This window comes from Ferruginivarius sediminum (assembly GCF_003344765.1).
Taxonomy (GTDB): Bacteria; Pseudomonadota; Alphaproteobacteria; order Kiloniellales; family Rhodovibrionaceae; genus Ferruginivarius; species Ferruginivarius sediminum.
The window spans coordinates 13,675-31,779 of sequence record NZ_QPMH01000030.1 but is presented as its reverse complement, the minus strand read 5'-3'; the positions used below and the strand labels follow the sequence as shown (position 1 = coordinate 31,779).

The 18,105-nt window shown below is 64.7% G+C and carries 20 protein-coding genes and 1 tRNA gene; 10 read left to right on the top strand and 11 right to left on the bottom strand.

The annotated features are described in order from the left end of the window. Positions 1–692: 692 nt before the first annotated feature. Positions 693–1,226 carry a hypothetical protein gene (locus DRB17_RS18735; RefSeq protein WP_114583760.1) on the top strand — a complete coding sequence of 178 codons (534 nt, stop codon included), beginning with the start codon at positions 693–695 and terminating at the stop codon, positions 1,224–1,226. Between the two features lie 605 nt (positions 1,227–1,831). Here the strand turns inward: DRB17_RS18735 and DRB17_RS18730 are convergent. Further along, positions 1,832–3,490, bottom strand: coding sequence for an ABC transporter substrate-binding protein (locus DRB17_RS18730; protein ID WP_114583759.1), 1,659 nt, complete (start codon positions 3,488–3,490; stop codon positions 1,832–1,834). A 243-nt stretch (positions 3,491–3,733) separates the two neighbouring features. On the opposite strand from DRB17_RS18730, the gene DRB17_RS18725 reads away from it, so the two are divergent. From DRB17_RS18725 to DRB17_RS18705, 5 genes are read left to right on the top strand one after another with little or no spacing between them, the layout of a single operon-like run. Further along, positions 3,734–4,900, top strand: a complete 1,167-nt coding sequence (locus DRB17_RS18725) for an ABC transporter substrate-binding protein (RefSeq protein WP_114583758.1) — start codon at positions 3,734–3,736, stop codon at positions 4,898–4,900. A 42-nt stretch (positions 4,901–4,942) separates the two neighbouring features. After that, positions 4,943–5,857, top strand: a complete 915-nt coding sequence (locus DRB17_RS18720; RefSeq protein WP_114583757.1) for a branched-chain amino acid ABC transporter permease — start codon at positions 4,943–4,945, stop codon at positions 5,855–5,857. Continuing rightward, complete coding sequence (locus DRB17_RS18715) at positions 5,850–6,845, top strand: branched-chain amino acid ABC transporter permease (protein ID WP_114583756.1); 996 nt, start codon at positions 5,850–5,852, stop codon at positions 6,843–6,845. The genes DRB17_RS18720 and DRB17_RS18715 overlap by 8 nt, the downstream gene beginning before the upstream one ends. Then, positions 6,838–7,608, top strand: a complete 771-nt coding sequence (locus DRB17_RS18710; protein WP_114583755.1) for an ABC transporter ATP-binding protein — start codon at positions 6,838–6,840, stop codon at positions 7,606–7,608. Before DRB17_RS18715 ends, DRB17_RS18710 begins: the two co-directional genes overlap by 8 nt. Then, positions 7,608–8,309, top strand: a complete 702-nt coding sequence (locus tag DRB17_RS18705; RefSeq protein WP_114583754.1) for an ABC transporter ATP-binding protein — start codon at positions 7,608–7,610, stop codon at positions 8,307–8,309. The genes DRB17_RS18710 and DRB17_RS18705 overlap by 1 nt, the downstream gene beginning before the upstream one ends. 20 nt (positions 8,310–8,329) lie before the next feature. Here the strand turns inward: DRB17_RS18705 and DRB17_RS18700 are convergent, their stop codons facing one another. From DRB17_RS18700 to DRB17_RS18690, 3 genes are all read right to left on the bottom strand, one after another. Next, on the bottom strand, positions 8,330–9,055 hold the full coding sequence (locus tag DRB17_RS18700) for a PIN domain-containing protein (RefSeq protein WP_206607951.1): 726 nt from the start codon (positions 9,053–9,055) through the stop codon (positions 8,330–8,332). Positions 9,056–9,340: 285 nt separating this feature from the next. Further along, positions 9,341–9,415: transfer RNA gene (locus tag DRB17_RS18695), tRNA-Val, on the bottom strand. Between the two features lie 116 nt (positions 9,416–9,531). Beyond that, positions 9,532–9,891 carry a response regulator gene (locus tag DRB17_RS18690; RefSeq protein ID WP_193725754.1) on the bottom strand — a complete coding sequence of 120 codons (360 nt, stop codon included), beginning with the start codon at positions 9,889–9,891 and terminating at the stop codon, positions 9,532–9,534. A 226-nt stretch (positions 9,892–10,117) separates the two neighbouring features. Between DRB17_RS18690 and DRB17_RS18685 the strand changes: the two genes are divergently transcribed. From DRB17_RS18685 to DRB17_RS18675, 3 genes are all read left to right on the top strand, one after another. Next, complete coding sequence (locus tag DRB17_RS18685; protein ID WP_161958893.1) at positions 10,118–11,029, top strand: N-formylglutamate amidohydrolase; 912 nt, start codon at positions 10,118–10,120, stop codon at positions 11,027–11,029. Then, positions 11,026–11,559: a GNAT family N-acetyltransferase gene (locus DRB17_RS18680; protein ID WP_114583751.1), complete on the top strand. Its 534-nt coding sequence runs from the start codon at positions 11,026–11,028 to the stop codon at positions 11,557–11,559. Before DRB17_RS18685 ends, DRB17_RS18680 begins: the two co-directional genes overlap by 4 nt. Positions 11,560–11,875: 316 nt before the next feature. Further along, positions 11,876–12,532, top strand: a complete 657-nt coding sequence (locus DRB17_RS18675) for a lysozyme family protein (RefSeq protein ID WP_114583750.1) — start codon at positions 11,876–11,878, stop codon at positions 12,530–12,532. Here the strand turns inward: DRB17_RS18675 and DRB17_RS18670 are convergent. The 7 genes from DRB17_RS18670 to fmdA all read right to left on the bottom strand — a co-directional run bounded on the left by DRB17_RS18670 (position 12,529) and on the right by fmdA (position 17,051). Then, positions 12,529–13,101 (bottom strand): hypothetical protein, encoded by a 573-nt coding sequence (locus tag DRB17_RS18670; protein WP_114583749.1) that lies wholly within the window; start codon positions 13,099–13,101, stop codon positions 12,529–12,531. The genes DRB17_RS18675 and DRB17_RS18670 overlap by 4 nt on opposite strands. Continuing rightward, positions 13,098–13,838 carry a hypothetical protein gene (locus DRB17_RS18665; protein WP_114583748.1) on the bottom strand — a complete coding sequence of 247 codons (741 nt, stop codon included), beginning with the start codon at positions 13,836–13,838 and terminating at the stop codon, positions 13,098–13,100. The genes DRB17_RS18670 and DRB17_RS18665 overlap by 4 nt, the downstream gene beginning before the upstream one ends. A gap of 37 nt (positions 13,839–13,875) precedes the next feature. Continuing rightward, complete coding sequence (locus DRB17_RS18660) at positions 13,876–14,217, bottom strand: hypothetical protein (protein ID WP_114583747.1); 342 nt, start codon at positions 14,215–14,217, stop codon at positions 13,876–13,878. Between the two features lie 133 nt (positions 14,218–14,350). Next, entirely contained in the window at positions 14,351–14,800 is a 450-nt protein-coding gene (locus DRB17_RS18655; protein WP_241503897.1) for a fluoride efflux transporter FluC, read from the bottom strand. A gap of 14 nt (positions 14,801–14,814) precedes the next feature. Continuing rightward, positions 14,815–15,120, bottom strand: coding sequence for an FmdB family zinc ribbon protein (locus DRB17_RS18650; RefSeq protein ID WP_114583746.1), 306 nt, complete (start codon positions 15,118–15,120; stop codon positions 14,815–14,817). A 103-nt stretch (positions 15,121–15,223) separates the two neighbouring features. Continuing rightward, the gene (locus tag DRB17_RS18645; protein WP_114583745.1) at positions 15,224–15,751 is read right to left on the bottom strand and encodes an AmiS/UreI family transporter; all 528 of its coding nucleotides are present in this window, start codon (positions 15,749–15,751) and stop codon (positions 15,224–15,226) included. A gap of 73 nt (positions 15,752–15,824) precedes the next feature. Further along, complete coding sequence (gene fmdA, locus DRB17_RS18640) at positions 15,825–17,051, bottom strand: formamidase (RefSeq protein WP_114583744.1); 1,227 nt, start codon at positions 17,049–17,051, stop codon at positions 15,825–15,827. 285 nt (positions 17,052–17,336) lie between these two features. Between fmdA and DRB17_RS18635 the strand changes: the two genes are divergently transcribed. Then, entirely contained in the window at positions 17,337–18,083 is a 747-nt protein-coding gene (locus DRB17_RS18635) for a response regulator (protein WP_114583743.1), read from the top strand. The last annotated feature ends 22 nt before the right edge of the window (positions 18,084–18,105 follow it).

Genomic DNA, 18,105 nt, shown 5'->3' with positions numbered 1-18,105 from the left:
CTGAAACGCCTCGGCAAAGCTCAACTGACCCGTCCGCTTCAACGCCATTCCAACCTCACTGCGCCAACCACAAGCAGGGAATCACACCTCGCCCATTTCGCAAAGGTCCCCTGCAGGGGGAGACCGCTCGCCGCAAGGCGAGCAGAGGGGTGTGTCCCCCGTAAGGTGCCGGGGGTTCCCCCTCATCCTGTCCTTCTCCCCCGACGCGGGGGAGAAGGGACGATAATCGAGGGGAGGACGGCTACCCCGCGCTGACGGTGGCGAGTAGCTGTGCAGGTGCGTTTATCGCCCCCTCTCCCCCGCGTCGGGGGAGAGGGACGGGGTGAGAGGGTGGCCGGTGCCACTCGCGCCACGCCGCTTTCTGCGTTTGCTGGTCTTGGGTACGAATGTCGCACCCTTCACCTACAATATATTGGGAAAGCCCGAAGCAGGCACATAAGCCACTTGCTAGCATTTCGCAGATTTGGTAACATTAACGAACAATAAACGTATGTAAAACATTTTCTTCTCCGCGAATCAAGAATAACGATTCCGGGGTAATAGTGGATTATTGAAAAATGGCAACAAGGTATGCGAGAAAAAACTTATTTCAGATATAAAAAATTTTACTTTTAGAGAATTTGCTTAATCGATTTCTTACGAGAGAAATCGAGCGTGGCGATTTCATATTTAGACATGAAAGGTGTTGAAGTATGCGCACGAAGATAGCTGCTCTGTTGATCGCCGCCCTGGCCCTGCCGGCTACTGCTGTCGCACAAACTGGCGACACCGAGCCTGGCCCGTCGCCGGGTGACTGGGAAATCACCCTCTCCGGCAACGGCACCAGCAACAACGACTTCGACAACCACCAAATCGGTCTATCCGGCAGCGTCGGGAACTATATCTTGGACAATGTCCTTCTGGGCGTGCGGCAGAGCGTGAACTTCACCGACCTGCCAGGCGACGACCAGACCAACGCCGCCACCCGCGGTTTCGCCGATTACGTGTTCGACTTGGGCCGCTTGCGCCCCTATGTCGGCGTCAGCTTAGGCGGCATCTACGGCGAGAACGTCAACGACACCTTCGCAGCCGGCCCGGAAGCCGGCCTGAAGTACTACGCGGACAACAACACCTTCATCTTTGTCCAGACCGAGTACCAGTTCACCTTTTCGGACACGGACGACGCCACCGAGGCTGCGGACGACGGCCAGTTCTTCCACTTGGTGGGCATAGGCTTTAACTTCTAAAGCCGAGGTGCTTCTGCAAACGCACCTTCTGAGACCCCGGTCGGCTGACAGGCCGCGCCGGGGTCAATTGCACACAGGGAAGGGGGCGTGAGCCCCTGCCACTGACGCCGGTAGCGAAGATGGCGAAGTGATTGATTTCGAACCAACCTTGTTGGACCGATCTTCAACGGTGACCGCGGGCTACGCAACAATTCCATCGGTGTTTTCTGTAAACGCCTCTGCGGACCATGAGGTTGGCAGGCTTCGGTGCAGGCTGATCCCAGGCATGGCTAGCTTCCGACACAACCGATCGATAACTCAAAGGCAGTCGCGAGCTAGGAATATTGACCTATATAACAAACCCCGCTACGCTCCCCGTCCGACTTTGCACGACGAACTGACGGGAGCGATGCATGAACCAGGAACCGACGATGCCGCAGGAAATTCCGTTACCGTATGCAAACGTCATCATCCGTCATCATCCGTCAACATGACGTCACGGCGCGGCGATTGGGCGGGGCGTGAAATAAGCGGGTGCGCTTCCCCCTCATGCTGCCCCCTCCCCCGCGTCGGGAGAGAGGGAGCGAGATGAGAGGGTGGCCGCCGTCGGCGGCGCGGAACCGGGGTCAGGCTTCCTCGACCGCCAGTTCGTTGCCGAAGACGTAGGTCGTCGGATGCATCCGGAAGCCTTTCACCTTCTTGTGGTGGAAGGTGAAGATGGAGCGCCAGAAGGGCTGCACGATGGGGCCGTCCTGCTGCAGGATGCGCTCCAGGTCGTCCATCACCTTGCGCCGCTCGTCGGGGTCCAGGATGCCCTCGGCCTTGTTCAGGAGATCGTCGAACTCGGCGTTGGAGTAGCTGCTTTCGTTCCACGGCACGCCCGAGCGGTAGGCAAGGCCAAGCGTCATCACGCCCAGCGGGCGATGCACCCAGCGGGTGAAGCCGAAGGGCACCTTGTCCCAGATGTCCCAGTACTGCGCGCCCGGCATGACGTTGAGCGTGACGCGGATGCCCGCCTCCTTCCACTGCTCCGCCAGCGCCTGCGCGGCGACGCTTTGCCACTGCTGGTCCGCCGGGACAGCGAGTTCAAGGTCCACGCCGTCGGGGTAGCCCGCCTCGGCCAGGAGCGACTTCGCCTTCTCCACGTCGCGCTCGAACGGCGGCAGCTCGGCGTACTCGGGATGGATCTGGCTGACGTGGTGGTGCTCCGCCGGGACGCCGATGCCCTGTAGCGAAATCTCCAGCGTCTTTTTCTGATCCACGGCATAGCGCAGGGCCTGGCGCACACGGGCATCGTCGAAAGGCGCGGTGTCGAACTTGCCGCGCACGATGCCGGTGTCCGCCGTCTGCGCTTCGTAGAACTCCAGGTCGGGCAGCTTGCGCAGGGTGGCGAGCTGGGTGACGTCCGCCATGAACAGGCCGTCGATCTGTTTCGAGGCCATCGCCGCCATGCTGGCCGAGGCATCGTCGCCCAGGTCGACGAACAGCAGCTCGTCCAGGTGCGGCCCCTCGCCCCAGTAGTCCTCGCGCGCCTTGAAGAGCGAACGGTTGCCAAGCTCATGCTCGACCAGTTCGAACGGGCCGGTGCCGTTGGCGCCGGGGCCGAACTTGCCGCCCTCCTCCGGATCGATGATGAGCAGGGGGTAGTGGAACAGGTGCTCCGGCACCGCAAGTTGCGGCTGCTTGGTGTTCAGGCGGACAGTGTGGTCGTCAAGCTTCTCGATGGCATTGGCGTCCCAAAGCTCCGCCGTCTTTTCGCCGTCGACCTTGACCTCGTTCAGCATGTAGCCCTTCATCAGGCCCATGACGGACGAGCCGGTGGCCGGATCGAGCACCCGTTTCAGGTTCCAGATGGCGTCGTCGGCCACGAAGTCGCGGCCGTTGCGCCACGTCACGTCCTTGCGCAGGTGCAGCGTCCAGGTGCGCAGGTCGTCGCTGGCTTCCCACTTTTCCAGCAGGTAGGGCCGGGTGACGTTGTCGTGGCCGGTCTTGGTCAGGTACTCGCAGACCTGCCGGCCGATATTGCTCTTCTCCGCCCAGTCGAAGGTGTGCGGATCGGAGACGTCGAGCACCCGCATGCCCAGGCGAAGGCGGCCGCCCTTCGGCATGGCCGCGCGGGCCTGCTTCACGAGCGGTTCCCCGCTCACCTTGGCTGCGAAGGCGTAGGCCGCCGTCGCGGAAAGACCCAGCAGCGTCGCGCTGCGCAGGAACTCGCGCCGCCCGACGCGGCCCTCGGCAAAATGCGCCTTCAAGCCCCCGATCAGGGGATGTTCGCGCTCGCCCATACCGTTCCTCCGTGATTGAGCTGTTTTCTTTTCGGGTGGGGACGGCCACGACGGCGGCGACAGTGTTCTTGTAAACGTTCGTTATCGCGCAGCCTAGCTTGGCTTTCGAGTGAAAGCAATGCGGTTGCGGGCGTTAATGTCCGGCGGCCCGGCTATGGCACCCGCCTGGCGCTTCGGCTAGGATCGCGCCGGTGCATTCGAAAGTCCGAGAAGAACGAACGAACGCAGGGGAGGAACTCGGCGATGATTCGGCGGATTTTTTGCGCGCTGGCGGGCCTCGCGCTGCTGGCCGCGCCGGCTTCGGCGGCGGACCCGGTGAAGATCGGTATGATCACTACGCTTTCTGGCGGGGGCAGCGGCCTTGGCATCGACATCCGCGACGGCTTCCGGCTTGCCATCGACCAGGAGGGCGGCACGCTGGGCGGCCACGCGGTCGAGCTGATCGTGGAGGACGATGCCCGCAAGCCCGACAAGGCGCGGCAGATCGCGGACCGCATGGTCGAGCGCGACCGGGTGGACGTCATGACCGGCATCGTCTGGTCGAACCTGGCCATCGCGGTCGTGCCGAAGGTCGTGCGCGACGGCGTGTTCTACGTCTCCCCGAACGCGGGCCCCTCGCTGCTTGCCGGCAAGGGCTGCCACGAGAACTACTTCAACGTCGCCTGGCAGAACGACAACCTGCACGAGGCGGTGGGCCAGTACGTCAAGGACGAGGGCTATGAAAGCGCCTTCGTGCTGGCGCCGAACTATCCCGCCGGCCACGACGCGATCGCCGGCTTCAAGCGCTATTACGACGGCGAGATCGCGGGCGAGGTCTATACCAAGCTGGGCCAGCTCGACTACGCCGCCGAGATCGCGCAAATCCGCGCGGCGGAGCCGGACGCGGTGTTCTTCTTCCTGCCCGGCGGCATGGGTATTTCGTTCATCAAGCAGTACGACCAGTCCGGCCTGCGCGAGAGCGTGCCGCTGTTCGGGCCGGCGTTCAGCTTCGACCAGACCATCCTGGGCGCGGTCGGGGACGCGGCGCTGGGCGTCGTCAACTCCTCGCAGTGGAGCCAGGATATCGACAACGTCGCGAACGAGGCCTTCGTCGCCGATTTCAAGGAAGCGTACGGCCGCCTGCCATCGCTCTACGCCAGCCAGGGCTATGACGCCGCGCGCCTGATCGCCAGCGCGCTCAAGGCGACCGGCGGGCAGGTGAAGGACGACATGGATGCCTTCCGGGAAGCCCTGCGCGCCGCCGATTTCCAGTCGGTCCGCGGTGACTTCGCCTTCGGCGCCAACCACCACCCGGTGCAGGACATCTACATGCGCGAGGTGGTGAAGCAGGACGGCGTCCTCACCAACAGGATCACCGCCAAGGCCTTCGAAGACCACAAGGATGCCTACGTCGACGAGTGCCGGATGTAGCCGCGCCGGCCGGCCTGAAGCGGGGGCGGGAATGCGTATGTCATGCTGCTGATCCTGGAGCAGACGCTGAACGGGCTGCAGCTTGGCGTGATGCTGTTCCTGATGGCGGCGGGGCTGACCCTGATCTGCGGCATCATGAGCTTCATCAACCTCGCGCACGGCTCGCTGTACATGGTGGGCGCGTACGTGGCCGCGACGGTGGCGCAGGCGACCGGCTCGTTCCTGCTGGGCGTCTGCGCCGCGCTGCCCGCCGCGGGGCTGGTGGCGATGGCCCTGGAGTGGTCGGCGCTGGGCCGGCTGTACGACCGGGATCACCTGGATCAGGTGCTGGCGACCTTCGGCCTGATCCTGTTCTTCAACGAGCTGGTGAAGATCGTCTGGGGCGCGCAGCCGATCTTCCTGGACACGCCGGCATGGCTCTCCGGCTCGGTCGAGATCGTGCCCGGCGTGCCCTACTCCACCTATCGCCTGGCGATCATCGTGGTCGGCCTTGCGGTCGCACTGGGGCTTTACCTGCTGATCGCGCGCACGCGGGTGGGCATGCTGATCCGGGCCGGCGCCAGCAACAGACGCATGGTCTCGGCGCTGGGCGTCGACATCAAGCGGCTTTACACCCTGATTTTCGGTCTTGGCGCGATGCTGGCGGCACTGGCCGGCGTGATGGCGGGACCGATCTACGCCGTGCAGGTCGGCATGGGAGAGAACATCCTGATCCTGGCCTTTGTCGTCATCGTCGTCGGCGGCATCGGATCGGTGCGCGGCGCGCTGGTGGCCGCGCTGCTGGTCGGCCTCGTCGATACGCTCGGCCGGGCCTTCCTGCCGACGCTGCTGCAGCTCGCGTTCGACCCGGCGACGGCGAACGGGGTCGGCGCCTCGCTGGCGTCGATGACGATCTACATCTTCATGGCCGCGATCCTGGCATGGCGGCCGCAAGGGCTGTTCCCCGCGCATGGATAACGGACTGCCGCGCCTGATCCTGGCCGCCATTCTCGCGGCTGCGCTGCTCGCACTGCCCGCCCTGGTCGAGGCGGCGGGGCGCGGCTACTGGACCGGCATCGCCACGCACGTGCTGATTTTCGCCCTGGCGGCCGGCAGCCTGAACCTGATCCTGGGCTTCGGCGGCATGGTCAGCTTCGGCCATGCCGCCTTCCTCGGCACCGGCGCCTATGTCGTCGGCATCCTCAGCCACCACGCCAGCATGGGCATCCCCATCGCCACCTGGCCGTTCGCGATCGCCGGCACCGAAAGCGCGCTGATCGCCTGGCCGTTGGCGATGTTGGCAGCCGGCGCGCTGGCCTTCGTGATCGGCCTGATCAGCCTGCGCACCGGCGGTCTCTACTTCATCATGATCACCCTGGCCTTCGCGCAGATGGTCTATTTCTTCTTCGTCTCGCTGGAGCCGTACGGCGGCGACGACGGGCTCAGCATGTGGAGCCGTTCGCGCCTGCCGGGCCTCGACCTCGGTTCCGATACGCAGTTCTATTACGTCGTCCTGGCCCTGGTGGCGCTGGCCTATTTCCTGAAGTCTCGGGTGATCCACAGCCGTTTCGGCGTGGTGCTGCGCGGCAGCCGCGACAACGACCGCCGCATGCGCGCCATCGGCCATCCCACCCGGCGGTACCGGCTTGCCGCCTTCACCCTGGCCGGCGCGGTCGCGGGGCTGGCCGGGGCGCTGATCGCCAACCAGACGGAGTTCGTGAGCCCCGCGTTCCTGCACTGGACGCGCTCGGGCGAGATGCTGGTGATGGTGATCCTGGGCGGCATCGGCACGGTACTGGGCCCCGCGCTGGGCGCCACGGCCTTCCTGCTGCTGGAGGAGGTGTTCTCGGGCTGGACCGAGCACTGGATGATCGTGCTGGGGCCGCTGCTGCTGGCCGTCGTGCTGTTCGCCAAGCGCGGCCTGTGGGGCCTCGTGTCGCGTCCGGGGGAGGTGCCGCGTGACTGAGCCGTTGCTGCGCGTCACCGGGCTGCGCAAGGCGTTCGGCGCCGTCGTGGCGACGGATGGCCTGCACCTCGACGTCATGCCGGGCGAAGTGCACGCGCTGATTGGCCCGAACGGTGCCGGCAAGACGACGCTGGTGGCCCAGCTTGCCGGCGAGATCGCGCCGGACGATGGCCGCATCGACTTCGCCGGCGCCGACATCACGCGGCTGTCGATGCACGCCCGCACACGGCGCGGCCTTGCCCGCTCGTTCCAGATCACCAGCCTGTTCCCCCGCTTCACCGCGCTGGAGAACGTGGCACTGGCGGTACAGGCGCGGGCCGGGCACGCCTTCCGTTTCTGGCGGCCGGCCTGGCGCGATCCGACGCTGCTGGAGCCGGCGCACGCGGTGCTGGCGCGCCTGGGCCTCGACCTTCACGCCGACCGGCCGGCAAGCACCCTTTCGCACGGGGAGCAGCGCCAGCTCGAGATCGCGGTGGCGCTGGCCACGCAGCCGCGCCTGCTGTTGCTGGACGAGCCGATGGCCGGCCTGGGGCCCGAGGACTCCGCCTGGATGGTCGAACTCCTGGGCGAGTTGCGCGGCGAGGTCGCCATGCTGCTGATCGAGCACGACATGGACGCCGTCTTCACCCTGGCCGACCGGATCACCGTCCTGGTCTATGGCCGCGCGCTGGCCAGCGGGACGCCGGATGCCATCCGCGCCGACCCGGAGGTGCGCCGCGCCTATCTGGGCGACGGGGCCGAAGCGGGCGCGGAGGCGGTGTAATGCTGCAGTTGCTGGATGTGGAAGCCGGCTACGGCGACAGCCAGGTGCTGTTGGGCATGGACCTGGAGGTGGCCGAGGGCGAGGTCGCGACGCTCTTGGGCCGCAACGGCATGGGCAAGACCACGACGGTCCACAGCATTCTCGGCCTGGTCCGCCCCAGCGCCGGGCACGTGATGTTCGACGGCGTGGAGATCACCGGCCGGCCGCCGCACCGCGCCGCGCAGGCGGGTATCGGCCTAGTGCCGGAAGGGCGGCAGATCTTCCCCAACCTGACGGTGCGCGAGAACCTGGTCGCCACAGCCCGCCCGCCGCGCGGCGGCGCAAGTGGATGGAACGAGGCGGGGATCTACGACCTTTTCCCCGCCCTGGCGGAGCGTCGCGGCAACTACGGCAACCAGCTTTCCGGCGGCGAGCAGCAGATGTTGGCCATTGGCCGGGCGCTGATGACCAACCCCCGCCTCCTCATCCTCGACGAGGCGACGGAGGGCCTGGCCCCGCTGGTTCGCGCCGAGATCTGGCGTGTGCTGGCGCAACTGAAGGCAGCCGGACAATCGATCCTTATCATCGACAAGAACCTCGACGCCCTCCTCCGCCTCGCCGACCGCCACACCATCATCGCCCGCGGCCGCGCCGTGTGGCGGGGACTTTCGGAAGAACTGCGCGCCGACCAAGCGTTGAAGGAGCGGTATCTGGGGGTCTGAGGGGGAAGGGAAAGACAGTCTCACGTCTCGTTTATCGGACCGGCAGACGTTTCCTCAACCTTAAAATCGTCTCCATCGGCCAGCGCCGAAGCTGGATCGGCGATAACGACCTCTGTCGCGCGGCTTGCTCTAGCCTTCTTATCCACCTTCGGTTTCTCCGGAAAATTGATCTGGCGCGGAATGTCGACGTGGGCGAGATATTCCCACCTCGTGCGGTGCTCGGGCAAAAGTATGCCAACCACTTGCAGGCCATTGAGCCGAGCGAACTTCAGAGCGGGTATTAGATCCGTGTCCGCCCCGACGACCAGTACACGGGACACAAAGCTTTTGCGGGCATACTCAGCAAGGTCCAAGCCGATACGCATGTCCACGCCCTTCTGCTCGAATACGGGCAGGAAGTCCTCGTCACTAAGTTCCGCGCCCTGAATCGGGATCTCTTTGGGACGCCAACCGCGAAACTTCAGCACTCCACGTCGGACGGCAAACAGTTCACGCCGCGCCAGATCATGCAACCACCTGTCGCTGCCGTTAAACTCCTTCTCGCGACCGCTTACCGGCTGGCGCACCTTCCCGGTGAAGGGCGCGCAGTCGTAATAGAGGATACGGACAATCTCTTCGTCCTGATTTGCGCACCGCTTCGCGACCTTCTCTATGAAGTTCGGGTTATAGCGATAGCCGGCGTCCTCCGCGCATTTGCGAAGGTGTCCACCGTCGATCAGAACAATCACTTGGCGTGCTTGCATCACCCCCGTCACTCTGCACCAAACAAACGAAACCCCTGCACCATGAAGGTGCAGGGGTTTCAAAAACATGCCCCCTATGGGGCCCTAAATCTACGCCTCCAGAAATCGGCCAAATCGCCAGCCGTGTCAACACCCAACCAGTTCAGGCCCCCGAAGCCCGTCGGGATTTAACGCATGGGATGCAATTCGACGTTGCTCCAATGCGTCTTGAGCGCATTTCCCGCACGCACGGGCCTTATCTCTACCGGAAGAAACGAACGAATACCTAAAAACCCGTCCAAAAATAGATGGTGGGCGCGCCTGGGATTGAACCAGGGACCTCCTCGATGTCAACGAGGCGCTCTGCCGCTGAGCTACGCGCCCATCCGTCGGCGGGTGGGATGTGTCGGCGGAACCGACGTGGGAGCGGTTACCACTCTGCTACGCGATTTGCAAGCCCGGGAACGCATCCTGCTTCGAAGCAGGCGCGGGCGCCCGGTTCAGGCGGCCAGGAAGGATTCCACCTGCCCCACCAATTCGCGAAGGTGGAACGGCTTGGAGAGCACGCGCGCGCCCTTTGGCGGGGCGGAGCGCGCGCTCATGGCGACCGCGGCGAATCCGGTGATGAACATGATCTTGATGTTCGGGTACTGCTTCCCGGCACGCCGGGCCAGTTCGATTCCATCCAGGCCGGGCATCACCACGTCGGCCAGCAGCAGGTCGAATCCGCCCTGCTCCAGCGCGTCGGCCGCCGCCAGGCCGTCGTCCACGGCCCTGACCTCGTGCCCCGCGCGCTGCAGCGCCACCGCGAGGAAGTTGCGCAGCGAGTGGTCGTCTTCGGCAAGCAGGATGCGGGCCAAGGCCTCCTCCATCCAGGGGTTGCAGCACGCCGCCGGTTCACAGGGCCGCCACGGTGGCGTCTCCCGGCCCGGCCGGCCGGAATCCCGGCGCAAGCTATACCCACCCTATGAAGCCCCCGTTAATCGCGGACCTCGTCATGCATCCCATTCGGCGCGGGAGCGGCATTGCCGGGTGACAGCCGCACCCAATTTCCGTAACACTCATTGTATGAGAGGGCAACGCGGCATGGGCCACGGAACCGTCGAATCGAACGAGGCGATGGAAGCAGAGATCCAACCCTGCGAGATCGAAACGCCGCACGAGGTTCTGGCGCCCGAGGCGCAAACCCTGCCGCTGGTTGTGGCCTCCCCGCATAGCGGCCGCAACTACCCGCCGGCGTTCGTGGCCGCCTCGCGCCTGGACCGGCTGAACCTGCGGCGCAGCGAGGACGGATTCGTCGACGAGTTGTTCGCCGCCGCGCCCGACATGGGCGCACCGCTTCTGCGGGCGAACTTCCCGCGCGCCTACGTCGATGCCAACCGGGAGCCGTTCGAGCTGGACCCCCGGATGTTCCGCGACAACCTGCCCGGCTACGCCAACACACGCTCCCCACGGGTCGCCGCCGGCCTGGGCACCATCGCGCGGGTCGTCGCCTCGGGCGCGGATATCTACCGCGAGAAGCTGCCGTTCTCGGAAGCGCTGCACCGAATCCGCAGCTACTACTGGCCGTATCACAACGCCCTGCGCGGACTGATCGAGACCACCGAGTCGCGCTTCGGCGGCTGCATCCTGCTGGACTGCCACTCCATGCCTTCCGTGGGCGGGCCGATGGACCGCGATGCCGGCCATCGCCGGGTCGATTTTGTCCTGGGCGACTGTCATGGCACATCCTGCGGCGCCAAGGTCGCCGAAACCGCCGAGCGCGCGCTGACCGGCATGGGTTACCACGTGACCCGCAACACCCCCTATTCCGGCGGTTTCGTCACCCGGCACTACGGCCGTCCGGACCAGGGCGCGCACGCGCTGCAGATCGAGATCAACCGCGCCCTTTACATGGACGAACGCAACGTGCGGCGGCTGCCGGGCATAAGCGTCCTGAGAGAGGACCTGCGCCAGTTGATCGCCGCCCTGGGCGCGCTGGACCCCACCTCGCTGTGAGCGGCCCAACGCTCAGAACCGCCCGCGACCGCGATGTGGGGGCGGTGCAGGAGATCTACGGCCACCACGTCCGCCATGGGACAGCCAGCTTCGAGCTGACGCCCCCCGATATCGAGGAGATGGCCTGCCGGATGGCTGCCGCAGGCGAGCGCGGGCTGCCCTACGTCGTCGCGGAGCTGGATGCCACAGTTGTCGGATTCGCGGCTCTGGGTCCCTACCGGCCGCGCCCGGCCTATCGCTGGACGGTCGAGGATACGGTCTATGTCGCGCCCCACGCCTTGGGCCGGGGCATCGGGCGCTCGCTTCTGGACGAGTTGATCGACCGGGCCGGATCCGCCGGCTATCGCCAGATGATCGCCGTCATCGGCGACAGTGCGAATGCCGCTTCCATCGCGCTGCACGCCGGAGCCGGATTCGCCAGGGTGGGCGTGCTGACCGACATCGGCTTCAAGCACGGCCGCTGGCTCGACTCGGTCCTGATGCAGCGCGCGCTTGGCCCCGGAGCCGCCACACCGCCCGAGTCTCTCTGAATAGCCGAAAAAAAAAGGCCGTGCGGACATCGCACGGCCCAGGTCTGGGGAGGTAAACGCTCATGAAGGGCGTTTGCGACATCGCGATAGGGCACCGCCATGTCGCACTGCACAATCTGGCCCCGGATTGGAGCTTTTGCAAACAAAAAATGCAGTGCGCTGATCCCAAATGATTCCGGTCAAATCCACCGAAACGCGACATGCCCGCAAAAGCGCCATCAGATGGTGCGCTGCAAAATAACAGGGCCCATGCGTACGAGTGCCGTGCTTATGGCACGCGCCTTGCTTCGGCTTGCCTGAAACCGACGGAGGCCGAATGTTGCAACGACGCCGCTTCGCCCCGGCACCAATCCTCTTGCTGGCCGTCCTCGCGGCGCTGGCCGCGCCGCGTCCCGCCCTGTCGAACGGCGGCGCATGGGCGGTCTGCGCGCGAGCGACAGCCGCCGCCGAGGAACTGCGCTCCGATCTGCCGGCCCACCTTCTCTCGGCCGTCGCAGCGGTGGAGTCGGGACGCTGGCACAAGGGCCGGCAGGCAACTATTGCCTGGCCGTGGACCGTCACCGCCGAGGGCGAGGGGCGATTCCTGCCCAGCAAGGCGGCGGCTATCGAGGCCGTGGAACGATTGCAGGCCAGGGGCATCGCCAACATCGACGTCGGCTGTATGCAGGTGAACCTGCACTATCACGGGGACGCCTTCGAAAGCCTGTCCAGCGCCTTCGACCCGGCGGCCAATGTAGCCTACGCGGCGGAGTTCCTGCTCGACCTGCGCCGCGAGCGCGGGTCCTGGACGCGGGCCATCGGCGACTATCACTCGCAGACGCCGCGCTACAGCGGGCCGTACCGGCTCAAGGTGTTCCGCGCCTGGCGCAAGGCGAAGAAGGCCGCCTACGCCGAACAGCGCCGGGAGCGCCAGGCAAAGGCTCTGTTCGCCCAGGATTTGAGCGGCTATCTACGGGACGACCGCTTGCTTTAATCGCTCGCCGGCTGGGCTGCGCCGGAGAGTACGCGTCGCAGCCAGAACTTCAGAAGGTAAGTCGCGACGATCGGCACTGCGATTGCCACCAGCACACCAACACCGGCAACCCACCAGGATCCGCTGGCCACGACCGAGACCGAAGCCGCGGCGCCGAGCAGAAGGAACACGCTGCTGGCCCCCAGCGTCAGCGCGGAGGCGATGAGCCCGACCCGGCGCCGGAAATCGGTCATGAACGCCTCGACACGTGCGCAATGCATTTCCTGCAATTCCCCGTCGGCGAGGAATTCGGGCGTCACCCGGTGAACGACATCCCCATCGAGCTGCAGGACAAGCCGCGCGTCGGCCTTGTCTTCGGCCCGCCCCGGCCCCCGCGTTTGCACCGTCAGGCCGCCTTCCCGCCCGATGGTCCTGAGATCGGCGGCGAATTCCGCAATTGCCGCGGGCAAAGCTCCGGGGCCGTGCACGCGCAGCAAGGCAAGCGCCTCTCGATGCAGGGTCCATGAATCGGCAACAAGGGACAGACGGGGGATCGGCAGGCCGCCCCACAGGCGCGCGATGCGTTTCAAGGCTTGAACAAGCCTCCCCACAACGACGCAATGGTGGAGGAGACGAAGTTCGTCAGGGTCTTGACCAGGAACTGCCAGTATTCAAGCGAGGTCTTGACCGTCTCCCCATGCATCAGATGGAGCGTCTTGTCGTTCTCGGTCTCGCGGCCCGCGCGGATGCGGGTCATCGCGTCGCCATCGATTTGGATCACGCTTTGCATCAGGACGCGCTCGGTGCCAACCTCCCAGATCTTACGAAGCGCCGTCATCTCGTCCGGCAGCAGTTCCATCGCACTCAGCTTGGTGGCATCCTTCAGGTCGTCGCGCGTCATCGTGCGCGGCTCTGCGCTGTAGCCGCGCTCGGCCAGGGCGGCGAATATCCGCTCGATCCGGCCGGAATTGCGGCGGATACGGTCGATGACGATTCGCGTTTCCTCCGACAGCACGCCGCGGTCGGCGGCAAGCACTTTTGAGCCCCATTTGCGCAGCTTGAAGAACGTCGACTCTTCCGCCGACAGAAGGATCCGTCCCGCCCGCTTCTCGTCATCGCCCAGAAATCCGTCGCCCTCGCCAAGCCCGGCACCGACGTCGCCGGCCGTGTCGCTGAGCAATCGCTGGTATTTCTCGGCGATATCCAGCATGGCGTCGGGCGGAGCGGGCATTTTGCGCGCTGTCAATCCGCTGGAGACGATCGTGTTGACCTCAATGTGGAGAAGGTCCTTCGCGATCGATTTCACGCTGTTCTTGAAGTCTGCCATGACCTTGAACGCTGCCTTCCTGCTTGGATGTGAAGGCTTACGGGAACAGCGTCTCTATCTTCTTCGCCAGGTCGGCAACCGCTTCGATGTTTCGAACAATGATATCGTTGCCCTTCTTGACCTGCTCGTTATGAAAATCGCGGACGCTTTGAAGATCGCCGGTAACGAACACCGGATCGACCAGATTGCGAATGTCGCCGTCGATGAGGTCGATGCGGGTCACCATCGCCTTGGTGTCGGTGTCTGGAGCGATGTCTGCAACGATCTTGCCGGTATCGTTCGTCTTGACGGAGACGGGGCCGACCATCGTCACGACCTCAAGTTGCGTCAGATCCTTCACCGCGGACTTGATCGCGTCCGCGATACTTTTCTCGGCCATGATTCCCCCGTTTAATTAATAGCGCGCCGGCACGCCAACGGCGAAAAACACTGTGCCACGCCCCCGTAAAGGCGCGAAGGAAAAACGTCCGGGAAGCTTGAGCTTGAAGCGCCGGGTCGTGGACCGCGCCGATTCACAATGTGGCCGGATTGGCCCAGCGAACCAGGTGCAACCCCCCGAAAAGCGCCGCAATGGAGAGGGTCACGGAGATCCCCGCGTAGCCCATCGCCGCCCAGAAGCGCCCGCGCTCAAGCAGAACGACGAAATCCAGCGAGAAGGTGGAAAAGGTCGTGAATGCGCCCAGAAAACCTACCACCAGCACGAACCGGACCGCCTCCGGCGCGGACCAGACCAGAGCCAGCGTCTCGCTCAATGCGCCAAGGAGGAATGAACCCGAGACGTTCACAAAGAGAGTGGCGAAAGGATAACCGGAACCCAGCGTGTGAGCGGTGAGCACGTAGATACCGTACCTGGCCGCCGCGCCGGCGGCCCCGCCCATCGCCGCGAAGAGCATATGGCCGAGAAAACCCACAACGCCACGATGGTGCCCGCCCCGGGGCATTCCAGCCAGGGCCGGCACCATCCCCCTCGCGCCTGTCAGTGCCCGATCATCCAGCGCTTGTTCGGCGAGTGATCGTGGTGTGCGTGGTGATGATCGTGCATGGGACGTCCAAGCTCTCCCAGGTTTTCGCTGCGCACGACCGACGGGCTGTCGGCGCTTCTTTCGCAGCGATTCAGGGCGTTACGCATGCCGCCGTCCATGCGGTTCACGTTGGGCGCACACACCAGCCGGGCGCTTGTCTGGCCGCATTCGGGGCACTGGGCCGGGCTGGCGGCTTCGTCCATCGACTGCCAGGTCCGGAACGGCCCACAGTCCTTGCAACCGTAATCGTAGAGTGGCATCGCACGATCCTCTGTCTATCGGAAGGGAGCGCTTGCACGCTTGATGTCCGGCGCCTGGAGCGTTTTACATGACCAACCGGTTCCCATTTCGTCCGAAATTGCTTTAGCCGGCGGCAGGGCCGAGCACGCCTTCCAGCAGCAGAAAGCCCGGCAGCCAGCCGGTCAGGATCCCCTGAAGCGTAGTCACGACGCCGGTAACGCGCTGGATCGGCCTTTTCATCGCCAAGAGCACGAAGAACATGAACCAGAGCACGGCCCATGCCGCCCAGCAGAGACCGAACCACACGTCCCAGGTTCCCTGAGCCGTCCCCAGGGTCTGCACGGCGACCGGCACGACGGTGATCGAGACGAACAGGCTGAACCAGCCGAGACCGCGGCCGTCCACCTCCACGAAACGGTCGTAGGCGACCCAGAGGTAGGTGAAAGTAAACAGCAGGGTCAGCGCCGCCGCGCGGATCGATCCGGCATCGGCTCCCGGCCCGAAAGCCAGATACAGGGCGACAAGCAGTGTGATCCCGCCGGAGAAGATATTGATGATAAAGATCTCTTTGTCGTCGATCTTGCCGAGCATCCAGATACCATTCAAGAACAAGACGGCCCCGACATAGAGTAGCGCTAATCCCAGCAACATGTCTCCGCCCTCCCCTTTTTGTTTCAAGGCGAGGCGGAAGCGCGCGCAGGCGCTTCCGCCGCGACCCTGTTTTTCAGCTTGTCTTGGCGACGTCGGCGCCGGATACATGGCGGGTGGGGCCATCGGCGTTCGGATGGATATCGAAGTCGAAGACCTCCGTCGGGATTGCGAGCGTCGCACAGACGTTGGGGATGTCGACGATGCCGCTGATCCGCCCCTCGACGGGCGCCGTGCCGAGGATCATGTACGCCTGCTCGCCCGTGTAGCCGAATTTCTTGAGGTACTCGACGGCGTTGAGGCAGGCGCGGCGATAAGCGACATGGGCGTCGAGGTAGTACTGCTCGCCGGTATGCTCGTCGACCGAGATGCCCTCGAATATCAGATAGTCCGAGAAGTGCGGCTCGACGGGGCTGGGCCTGAAGATAGGGTTGATGACACCGTACTTCGCCATGCCACCCTTGATGACGTCGACGCCGATATCGATGTAACCCGCCATCTCGATGGCGCCGCAGAAGGTGATCTCGCCGTCGCCCTGCGACCAGTGAATATCGCCCATCGATAGGCCGCCGCCCTTCACATAGACCGGGAAGTAAACCTTCGAGCCGCGGGACAGGTTCTTGATGTCGCAGTTGCCGCCATGTTCGCGCGGCGGAACCGTGCGCCAGGCTTCCTTTGCAGCTGCCTCCGCGGCACCGCCGGTCATCTGGCCCATCAGCGCGGTTTCCGCATACGGCGGCGCCAGCAGCGGCGGGACGCGGTCCGGATCCGTGGCAAACAGCTCGGCCTCGCGCCGGTTGGCCTCTTCCATCAGTTCGCGCGACGGCAGGCAGCCGATAAGGCCGGGATGCACGATGCCGGGATAGCGCACGCCGGGGATGTGACGCGACGTGGTGTAAATACCGTTGAGATCCCAGCAGGACTTGCGTGCCTCCGGGAAATGCTCGGTCAGGAACCCGCCGCCGTTATCCCGGGCGAAAATGCCGTTGAAGCCCCATTCGGAACCGGGCAGCGGCCCGATGTCGAGGATGTCGACGACGAGCAGATCGCCCGGTTCGGCGCCTTCGACGCCGAAGGGACCGCTGAGATAGTGAACCTTGGTCAGGTCGACGTCGCGAATGTCGTTGGCGCTGTCGTTGTTGCCAATCTGACCGCCCGTCCAGTCGTAACACTCCACCCGAAAGGTGTCTCCGGGCTTGAAGTTCTCGACCATCGGAATGTCCGGATGCCACCGGTTGTGCGTCTTGACGGTCTGCTGTTCCGGCGTCTTTTTGAGGTCGACTTCGAAGGCGGTTCTGGGCATCGCTTCCTCCCTAAACTGCTTTTGCTTCGTTCATACCGGCATTGGGCGGCAGACATCGCGGCGCTTGGGGCCGCCGCGCTCATGTGTTTCCGTCCATCCGACGCCATTACGAAGTCTAGGGAGGCTTTGTAAGCGCACTGATCGAAAGCGGCCGGGGAAATGTAAAATTTTGTAAACTGGTGGTAAGCTCGTCGCACCCGCGTATTATGCTCTACTCCGGGTCTCGGAAGCCGATGGCGCCGATTTGCGGCGTAGTACCGAACTATTGCGGGCAGGACCGTCCTTATGCAGTACGTCCGAACCGGCTCGCGGATTTTGCTGGTCGATGACGATCCCCGGCTGTGCCGGTTCCTGAACCGCTTCTTGACCGGCGAGGGTTTCGCTATCGAGACGGCCCACGACGGACACCAGATGCGCCGGGCGCTGGCGAATGGGCAGTTCGACCTCATCATCCTGGATGTCATGTTTCCTCGCGGCGAGGACGGCCTCAGCCTGGTGCGAACCCTGCGCAGCGACTCGGTGACCCCCGTCATCGTGCTTTCCGGCAAGACGACGGCCGTCGACAAGATCATCGGGCTTGAGCTGGGCGCGGACGACTATCTCTCGAAGCCGTTCGAGCCCCGCGAGTTGCTGGCACGGATCCGCGCCCTGCTGCGCCGGAGCGAGGGGCCTTTTTCGCGGGCCGAGGGCGGAGCCGCGGGCAACGGCGACGGAGAGGTGGTCGAATTCGGCGGCTGGCGGCTCGATTTGGAGCGCCAGGAGTTGCGATCTCCCGACGACGAGCGCGTCGAGCTGACGAGCCACGAGTTCAAGCTTCTGAAGGCGCTGGTCGAGCGGCCCGGCCGGGTGATGTCGCGCGATCGCATCCTCGATATGACGGCAAACCGCCTATGGAACCCCGATGACCGCAGCGTCGATGTCTCGATCGCGAAGCTGCGGCGCAAGCTTGGCGACGATCCCCGCCATGCCTGCCTTATCAAGACGGTTCGAGGCGTCGGCTATGTCTTCACGCCCCCCGGCCACGGAAGCTGACGCCCCCGCCCGCACTGTCGCG